7 protein-coding genes and 1 pseudogene are annotated in these 9,465 nt (G+C 60.0%); 2 read left to right on the forward strand and 6 right to left on the reverse strand.

The annotated features are described in order from the left end of the window. The 6 genes from APH42_RS27735 to APH42_RS27760 form a co-directional block, all read right to left on the reverse strand. Positions 1 to 705 (reverse strand): OprD family outer membrane porin (locus tag APH42_RS27735; protein WP_081237911.1); only part of this gene is annotated, 705 nt, incomplete at its 3' end. 117 nt (positions 706 to 822) lie between these two features. Further along, positions 823 to 2,004: a M20 aminoacylase family protein gene (locus APH42_RS27740; RefSeq protein WP_060494675.1), complete on the reverse strand. Its 1,182-nt coding sequence runs from the start codon at positions 2,002 to 2,004 to the stop codon at positions 823 to 825. A gap of 31 nt (positions 2,005 to 2,035) precedes the next feature. Beyond that, entirely contained in the window at positions 2,036 to 3,337 is a 1,302-nt protein-coding gene (locus APH42_RS27745) for an MFS transporter (protein WP_060494676.1), read from the reverse strand. A 294-nt stretch (positions 3,338 to 3,631) separates the two neighbouring features. Then, positions 3,632 to 4,552: a LysR family transcriptional regulator gene (locus APH42_RS27750; RefSeq protein ID WP_060494677.1), complete on the reverse strand. Its 921-nt coding sequence runs from the start codon at positions 4,550 to 4,552 to the stop codon at positions 3,632 to 3,634. A 267-nt stretch (positions 4,553 to 4,819) separates the two neighbouring features. Continuing rightward, positions 4,820 to 6,085, reverse strand: a complete 1,266-nt coding sequence (locus APH42_RS27755; protein ID WP_060494678.1) for an integrase arm-type DNA-binding domain-containing protein — start codon at positions 6,083 to 6,085, stop codon at positions 4,820 to 4,822. A gap of 151 nt (positions 6,086 to 6,236) precedes the next feature. Then, a complete protein-coding gene (locus tag APH42_RS27760; protein WP_012272580.1) occupies positions 6,237 to 7,151 on the reverse strand; it encodes a LysR family transcriptional regulator in 915 nt (304 codons plus the stop codon). Positions 7,152 to 7,357: 206 nt separating this feature from the next. On the opposite strand from APH42_RS27760, the gene APH42_RS27765 reads away from it, so the two are divergent. Together APH42_RS27765 and APH42_RS27770 are read left to right on the forward strand one after the other, a co-directional pair. Next, entirely contained in the window at positions 7,358 to 8,380 is a 1,023-nt protein-coding gene (locus APH42_RS27765; protein WP_012272579.1) for a zinc-dependent alcohol dehydrogenase family protein, read from the forward strand. A 520-nt stretch (positions 8,381 to 8,900) separates the two neighbouring features. Next, positions 8,901 to 9,465 (forward strand): annotated as a pseudogene (locus APH42_RS27770) (hypothetical protein); the annotation flags it as partial.

Here is a 9,465-nt window from a genome sequence, read left to right on the forward strand (position 1 = left end):
GCTGGCGCGCCAACCGCTCTTGGCCAGGTAATCGGCACCCGCGTAAGCGACCCAGTCGCCGCTGACTCGGCGCGAGCCGAAACTTGGGCTCAAGTCCTGGCTGCCGGCACCGGTTCGTGGCGTGGCTTTGTCGAAGTAACCGGACTTGACCGTCAGCCCCTCTATTTCGTGGCTTTCAAGTGATACCCCATCGTAGGACGACGGCAGTGTTCGAGTGTCGGCATACGCCATGACGGGTGTCTTGACCTGATGCCTGCTAACTTTCAGGACGGTGTCCGAGACGTTGAACTTCAGCAGTGCAATGCCCAGTTTGCTCCAGTCATCGACCACGTTACCGTCCTTGTCCACCAACAGCCGATTGCTGCCGCCTGCGGTTGCCAGTTTGCCGCGCTCGAGCGCCATGGCCGAGTACAGCGACAGATCCAGGCCAAAGCCGACCATGCCTTGAGTAAACCCGGAAACATAATCGAGCTTGAACCCTTCCAGCCATGCCGTGCGGTCACGCACCGGGCGGCGTCCTTCGGATGTCTGGGCGTAATAGTAAGTGTCTTTGCTGGCGATCTCGTGGGAGTACCATTGGCGGGTATTGAGGGTCAGCGAACTGTCCTCTATAAAGCCAGCCTCTTTGGCCTCGGCGATCATCGGCGTCAAAATGAACACGGCCGAAAGCCCTACGACGACTTGGGTCGAACGAACGGTATGCATAACGTGCTTCCTTATGGATCTTTTTATTGTTGTGAAGGTGCAATCACGCTCGGTCGCCGCGAATGATGTTTGCGACCCAAGGGCGCTCTGCGCATCGGCGAAGAGCGCCCACGCCTTTCAGCTGTGCAGGTAACCCTGGACTAACGCCACCCAGCAGGTGGCCCCCAGTGGAATGACGCGGTCATTGAAGTCGTAATGATCGTTGTGCACCGAACAGCCGGTGAACTCGCCATTGCCATTGCCGAGGACGAAATAACAACCCGGCCTTGCGTTGAGCATCCAGGCGAAGTCTTCGCTGCCCATCAACCGCACCGGCATTTGCTTGAGCACGTTCTCAGCGCCCAATACCGCCTCGACCACGGTGCGCAAGCGTTCGGTCTCGGCTTCGCTGTTGACCAGCACCGGGGCCAGCAACTGGTAGTCGATCTCAGCGCTGACCCCGTAACTGGCGGCTTGGCCGGCGACGATTTCGCGGATGCGCCGCTCCACCAACGCGCGGATTTTTGGCGTGGCGGTACGCACGCTTACTTGCAGGCAAGCCGTTTGCGGGATGATGTTGTAGGCGCTACCGGCGTGCACGGTACCGACCGTGATCACGGCCGCATCGTCCGCGGCAAGGTTGCGTGAGACCACGGTCTGCAAGGCGCCGATGATTGCGCCCAGCGCGGGAACCGGGTCGATTGCCCGCTCGGGCATTGCGCCATGCCCGCCGCGCCCGTTAAGGGTGATGGTCACACGCTCCGAAGAGGCCATGAAGCCGCCGCTTTGCACCACGGCTTGGCCAACTTCAAGGCCAGGCATGTTGTGGTAGGCGTACACCGCGTCGCAAGGAAAGCGCTTGAACAGGTCATCCTCGATCATCAGCTTGGCCCCGGCCAAGCCTTCCTCATCGGGCTGGAAAATCAGGTTCAATGTGCCATCGAAGCTCGCCGAACGCGCCAGTTGTTCGGCGGCGGCCAGCAAGGTAGCAGTGTGGCCATCATGACCGCAGGCGTGCATGCGCCCTGGGTGCTGGCTGGCCCACGGCAGGCCGTTTTTTTCCAGAATTGGCAGGGCGTCCATGTCGGCGCGGATACCCAGGCTACGCTCGCCGTCGCCGCGCCTCAGCACGCCCACCACGCCGTGGCCGCCGATACCGGTGTGAACCTCGTAGCCCCAGCCGCCGAGCATCTCGGCAACCAGCGCTGAAGTGCGCGGGGTGTCGCCGCCCAGCTCGGGCGCGCGGTGAATGTCCTGGCGGATCAGGGCGAAATGGGCTGCGCTGTCTTGCAGTTCATTGATGATCTTGAAAATGCTCATGGCTGAGTCCTTATTGGCGAATGAGTGAGGTTCAGGCGCGGCCTGGGTGTTCAGGGAACAGCCGCAGCGCGGCCAGGCTCAGCGCTACGGCGCCAATCAGGTAGGCCGCCGGCGTCAGCGGGTTGCCGGTCAGGCCGATCAGCCAGGTCACCAGCAGCGGCGAAAAACCACCGAACAGGGTGACGCCGAAGCTGTAGATGATCGACATGCCGGTCACACGTTGCTCACGTGGGAAGGCTTCCATCAGCAGGGACATGAACGGTCCGATGCCGACGGCCAGCGGCATAATCAACAGCACGATGGCCAGCATCATCAGCAGCGAATTGCCACTGCCCAACAGCAGGAAGGAGGGGTAGACCATAATCAGCGGCATGCCCATGGTCCAATACAGCATTGGCTTGCGGCGGGGCATGCGGTCAGCCACGCGCGCAGCGATCGGCGGCATGATCGCCAGCAGGGCGCTGGCCAAGCCGACCAGGGCGAAGGCGGTGCTGGCTGGATACTGCAGGGTACGAATCAGGTAGGTCGGCATGTAGAACACCACCAGGTACATGCTGACCGTAGAGCTGGCCATCGTCGCGATGCCCAGCAGCAGGGTGCGCCGTTGGGTGTTCAGCAGCTGGCTCAGGGGAGTGGCTGCATCGCCTGGGGCGTGGGTTTCATCCAGGTGGCGGCGAATGTACCAGCCTACCGGGCCGATCAGCAGGCCAATCACGAAAGGCACCCTCCAGCCCCAGACTTCGAGGGCTTCAGGGCTGAGCAGGTGGCTCAGCAGCAGCCCACTGAGGGCACCCAGCAACGCCGCGGCGCCCTGGCTGGCACCCTGCCAACTGACCATGAAGCAGCGGTTTGCGGTGGTGCCGGACTCCATCAGAAACGCCGAGGCAGTGCCCACTTCGCCACCGGCCGAAAGGCCTTGCAGCAGGCGCCCGAACACCAACAGCACGGTGGCACTGATGCCGATGCTGGCATAGGTTGGGCAAAAGGCGATGATTGCGGTGCCGACGGTCATCAGGCCAATGGTCAACGACAAGGCGGCCTTGCGCCCGTGACGGTCAGCGACCCGGCCAATCAACACACCGCCCAGTGGGCGCATCAGAAAGCCCACGGCAAAGGTTGCCAACGACAGCAACAGGCCGGCGAAGGCTGAATCGCTGGGGAAGAACAGTTTGCCGATGATGGCGGCGAAAAAGCTGTAGACCGTGAAATCGTAAATTTCCAGGGCATTGCCCAGGGATGAGGCAATGACCACCCGGCGCATGTCAGGCGAGGTTGGCTGTGCACGTGACTGGTCGGCTGTCGCGGAGGTCGCACTAGCGGTTGTGGTTTTCATTCTGCTTTCCTGAACCCATCTGCTTGTTGTGCCGCCAGTTTTGAGGCTTGCCGGAATATCTGCACTTGGCATTTCTGCAAGGCCCTCACAAACGGTACAGGCGCAGGTGTCCTGCAGCGCTGCGTGGGCAGCCTGCTGGGCAGATTCGACATCATGTGCACCACGCGTGGGCAGAAAGTGTTTCGATTGGTAGCTTGTGCAGTTAATACGGGCCAGAAAAGGCGTGTAATCCGGATGACGCAGAGCTTTGCCGGCGCGTTCCTCAAGGTCTTGAGTATTGGTAAATCCGGGTGCCTAGGGCTGCTGTGTGGCGGTCTCCAGCGACTGGCGCAGCAGGCCGTGTAACAGGCTGGCGGTAGTGGTCAGGTAGCTGCGGTTGATGCACACCAGGTTGATGAAGTAGTCCGGTATCGGCTCTTGTACCTGAACCGTGTGAAAGTGCTTGGACATATCGCTTAAGCCAACCAGGTCATGCCCCAGCGCCGGCTCGCTGATGGGCATCACCGCATCGCTGTCGATCAGCATCTTGACGGCGAGGTTCATGGCCGTGCATTCAATTACCTGACGGGGGCGGGCCAGGGCGCTACCCTGGAACAACTGGTTGAACTGTGACTGCGCATCGCTCAACGGGTCAACGCTGATCCAGGTGGCTTGCTGCAACTGGCGCAGGGATTTGACATGGCGCAGCGGGTGGTCCTTGCGTACCACCACCACGCCCGCGAGCCTGCACAGCGGCTGCCAGTCCAGGCCAACGGTGCTGGCCGGCAGTTGTGAGGTCAAGGCAAAGTCCAGCAAGCCGTCGCGCAGGTGTTGCAGCAGTTGCGTCGGGCGCATTTCCAGTATCCGCAACATGACCTCGGGATGTTTCTGCTGGAATGCCAATAGCACTTGCTTGAGGGGGGCCAGCAGCGCTGTCACCGGAGTAACGCCCACGGTAATCTCGCTGACCACCTGGCCTTTCATGTCTTCGATTTCCTGGCGCGCACGGCGCACGCTCTCCAGTGCTTGGCGGGCATGCCCGAGCATGCGCTGGCCATATTCGGTCAGCTTCATACCCTTGTTCGAGCGCACCAGCAATGTGATGCCCAGTTCACTCTCCAGTTCCTTGATCGCCCGGCTTAGTGCCGACTGAGTGAGGTGCAGGACCGCCGATGCGTCTTGCAGGCTGCCGGTTTCGTGGATGGAGACCAGCGCGCGAAGTTGATGAAGTTTCATTATTTTCCTAGCGATGTAGCTACGCTTTTTACCGGCAAGTGTGCCAGATCGACCCTTTGGGTGAGAAGCACGACTGACCCAGTAAGGCTAGCAGGGCGATTCACTTGCTAGCGTCGAAAGATGAGTCCAGAATCAAGGCTATTCCGCTTCCAGGAATGACGTAAAAACCCTTTGCTTTCAACAGCTCGCAGGCCCGATGCGAGTCTCGTTTCCCGCTTCGTATCATCGTTTTCAACGGTGATTCAACTCCCGCATACGAACCTGAACTTACTCAGCCAGTGCGGCATTCTTGCGTAACCGATCTAAGTAATCCGTCCATTGCTGTGCGGCCTCCCGACGCTGCGGCAGCAACTGCGCGCGGGCATACACGGCACCCAGTGCACCTGGCATGCGGTGTGATAACGACAACTCCAGTACAATCGGATCGATACCTAAATGTTCGTGAGCGATAGTGCGGTAGGTGGCGCGGAAACCGTGCGCAGTGATGCGGTATTCCGGCCAGATCCGCTGGTAGGCCTTGGCCAGAGATGTGGCGTCAACTGGATAGCCTGGGTAGACCGGCGATACAAAGACCCAGCCATTGCCCGCTTCATCCACCACCCGCCGTTCATGTAGTTCACGCAACAGCACAAGGGCTTGCTCCGGCAGTGGCACGATGTGTTTGCTCTTATCCAGATGGCGTGTTTTCCCTACGACATAGCGCCAGTCGGCGCTGACCAGATCGATGTCTTCCCAACGCATTTTCACCAACTCGCCGGGGCGAACCGGCAGCATGACCAGCAAGCGCATCGCAGTGCTCACGCTGCTCGGGCTGAGCTCATCCAGACGAAGCAGAAGGTGGCCCAAATCGGCTGGTCGTTCGATCGCTGGATTACTGGTCACCACATGGCGAACCTTGAGCTCTTCGGTGTTGCTCAGCGCCACGTTACGCTCCACCCAGCCACGGCCCTCAGCGAAACCGAGCACGGCACGGATGATGGTACGCACGCGCTTGGCCATGGCCAGTGTGCGTGCTCGGCGCAGGGTAGCGATGATCTCGATGATGTGGTCCAGTTTGATCTCGCTGACGGGAATGTTGCCGATCGTGGGCAGGATGTGATTGTTCAAAGCGCCGCGAAAGCCCGCGAGGGATTTGCTCACGAGGTCGTGCGACTTGAAGGCCAGCCACTGTTCAGCGACGTAACTGAATGTGCGTTCCTCATTGAGTAGCTGATCGGCGATTTTCTTGCGTTTGGCCTTCAGCGGGGCGACGTGATGAGCTACGTTCTGGCGCGCGGCTCGGGCCAAGTCGCGGGCGTCTTTCAAGCCAATGTCGGGATAACGGCCGATCGCGTACACGTTCTCCTTGCCGTTCAGGCGATACCTCATCCGCCAGTATTTTGCGGCAGGCTTGTTCGACTTCTGCGAGGCCTGAACATGCAGGTAAAGACCGGGTACCTCGCCGTCGGCGTACTTGCCGGGTTCAGCAATGGCACGCAAGAAGGCATCGCTGAGTTTACGCCGCAATGCAGGCGTGGGGAGGGAAGTCGTCATGTGCGGGTACTTTTTTTCGAAATGTAAAAAGTACCCAAAAATATACCCGCAAGCGCATTGGAAATGAGCGGAATACGACGGACGGCCTTGGACGCAGGATCAGGTTAAGATACTGATTTTATTGGTGTTTGCGGATCTTGATGGAAGTCAGTCACAAGCTATCGGGATCCCCGAAGAACATCTGTATCCGCGACCGCAGCCACCGCTCCGCCGGGTCGTTGTCCTGCGCCCCGCGCCAGGCCATGTGCAGTTCGAAACTGCGCACGGGTATGGGCAAGTCCTCGGCGCGCAACCCGCCCGCCGCCGTCAACGCCTCTGCGGTGTAGTCCGGCACCGTGGCGACGATATCGGTGCCCGCCAGCAAGCTCCCCAGCCCGTTGAACTGCGGCACCGCCAGCACGACATGCCGCTTGCGGCCAAGTTCTTCCAGGGCTTCATCGATGAAGCCAGACAGGTCCCCGGCAAACGACACCAGTGCATGCGGCCGTGCGCAGAAGTCGTCCAGGGTGATGTTGCCGGGTACGCTGTCGGCCCGCAGCAGTTTAGGCATGCTGCGGCGCAGCACCTTGCGCTTTGCATTGGCCGGCAGTTCGCTGGTGTAGCTGACACCCACCGAAATCTCGCCCGAGGCCAGCAGCGTGGGCATCAGCAGGTAGTTGACCCGTCGCACCACCAGCACGATACCAGGGGCTTCGGCGCGAATACGCTTGAGCAGTTGCGGCAGCAAGGCGAACTCGGCGTCATCCGAGAGGCCGATGCGGAACACTGCGTTGCTGGTGGCTGGGTCGAATTCGGCGGCGCGGCTGACCGCCGTGGAAATCGAATCCAGCGCCGGCGACAGCAGGGCGAAGATCTCGTGGGCCCGTGCCGATGGCTCCATGCTGCGGCCGGTGCGCACGAACAGCGGGTCGTCGAACAGGTTGCGCAAGCGCGACAAGGCTGCGCTGATGGCCGGTTGGCCGAGGAACAGTTTTTCCGCGGCACGGGTCACGCTGCGCTCGTGCATCAGCGTTTCGAACACGATCAGCAGGTTGAGGTCTACGCGACGCAGGTCGTTTCGATTCATCGGTGTGCTTCGCCTAAAGTGGGGCAGGGGTGAATCTTAAGGCCAAAGGCTGTTACCCTGCACGGGTTTAGGGGGACCAATCGCAGGGAAAGTCAGGTGCCCAATCGATGACAAGCATGTCGACTATTAATGACCACTGATGGTCTAACGAGCAAAGCCCGGATAAAGTCAGTGGTAATTAGAGGTTCACAAAGGCGAGGTATGCGATGTCCCGCATGATCCGTTTCCACAAGTTCGGCGCTGCCGATGTGCTCCGTTGCGAGGAGCAGGCCGAACCGTCACCCGCTGTCGACGAGGTACAGATCCGCGTCGAGGCGATTGGCGTCAGCTGGTATGACGTGCTTTGGCGCCAGAACCTGGCACCATCCCAGGCACGCCTGCCAGCGGGGATCGGCCACGAAATGGCTGGGGTGGTGACTGCGGTCGGTGAAGGGGTCGAAGACATTGCCGTCGGTGATCGGGTTGCCAGCTTCCCGGCCACCAGTGCCAACGACCACCCGGTGTATGGTGATGTCATCGTGCTGCCGCGCACTGCCATTACCCGCTACCCGGATGTACTCACCCCCATTGAGGCCAGCGTGCACTATACGCCGCTGCTGATCGCCTATTTCGCCTACGTCGACCTGGCGCGGGCCAAGGCGGGTCAGACTGCGTTGGTCACCGATGCCAGCCATTGCGCCGGCCCTGCTTTCGTGCAACTGGGCAAGGCACTGGGGCTGAAAGTGTTCGCCGCCACCAAGGAAGCGGAGCAGCGTGAGTACCTGCTGGGCCTGGGTGCCGACAAAGTGATCGTTACCGAAGAGCAGGACCTGCTGCTGCAGATTGGCAAGTACACCGATGGCCGTGGCGTGGACATGGTCCTCGATGGCATGGGTGGGCCGCAGATGTCGCTGCTGGGTGATGTGCTGGCACCGCGTGGCAGCCTGGTGCTGTATGGCCTGCAAGGCGGCAACCAGACGCCGTTCCCGGCCTGTGCGGCATTTCAGAAGAACATTCAGTTCTATGTCCACTGCATCGGCAACTTCACCGGCAAACCAGAACTTGGTATCAGCCAGGATCAGGTGGCACTGCAGCGTGCCTTGCGCGATATCAACCAGTTCACTGCCGACCAGTTGCTGACACCGCAGATCATCAAGGTGTACCCGTTCGAGCAGGTGGTGGACGCGCATCGCTATATGGACCAATGCCCGTGTGGCGGACGTGTGGTGCTGGACATGGCACAACACTGACGGTTCTTTGTGTTATCGGAAAGCCCGGGCAGCGTCCCGGGTTTTTTTATGCGTGGGGTAAAATGATTTAAGTCTTAAAAAGTAGGAGCGTTCCTACAATTAAATACGACACGGACTACATTCTGGTCGATGACTTTCGGGGTGTTGGAAATATTGCGCCAAGTATTCAGGCTTGAACTCTTTTTCTCTGGGGTGCAATGTGGGGTCGCACTTTTGCTGAATGGTTTTTTTACCGTGAACTGTGTCTTCAATTCGCTCTGAATTCCTCTCGATAATGGCCCAATGATAGTTTGCGCAAGGAGCGTGGAATGAGCATGGCTATGCCTGGAGTAGGGCGGTGTGTGGCAGCGGCTGGCCGTCGCAGTGGTGGTTATTTTTCGATGGCTTGGCGACAGTGAAGGGTTACGTCATTACTTTCATTTTGTTGTAGGAAATTTCTTCTGGAAAAGTTCAGGGTATGTCGACGCGCCAGTGTTTGGCTCGGCATTCGCTGGCTGCATGAAGTTGATGAGGTGATTTCGTGACTGCTATTCACGACCAGGCAATGCATTATATCTACCAGCAAGTGCTCGAACGCTTGCTGAGCCACATGTCCCAGGCACAACGTGCTTCCCTGCAGTTGCTGATACAACGGCTGCTGGTTGCTGCCGGCGGGCCCGAATACATCGGTACCTTCCGTTTGCAGGTATTGCAAGGCAGTGATCCCCAGGGCATCCGGCTGCTGGCCATGCTGCGTGCCGCGCAACTGAGTATTGCCCTGCGTGCCCCGGAAACCTTCCAGTTGCGGGTGCTGGTGGTCAGCCTGCCGGTTGTCGATGGTGCCACGCTGGAGGCTCACGAGCGCAGTTTCAGCGCCTTGTTCATGCAGGATGACCCGCGGGTGCAATTGCAGATGATCGAGGGGTGCACGGTTGTGCCGTTCAGCCGTCGGCCCTCGGCAACGCCCGAGCATTGGCTACTGGCAAAGGACGCCATGTTGATGTTCGGCCACCTGATCGATGCCAGGCCCGAAGCCCTGCTGGGTAGCCGCTTGCACCTGGAACTGGCGGGTGCCGTTGGTTTTGCGCTGCTGGCAGAGGCGCCCG

Origin of the sequence: Pseudomonas sp. NBRC 111140, from assembly GCF_001320885.1 — a bacterium.
Classification (GTDB): domain Bacteria; phylum Pseudomonadota; class Gammaproteobacteria; order Pseudomonadales; family Pseudomonadaceae; genus Aquipseudomonas; species Aquipseudomonas putida_P.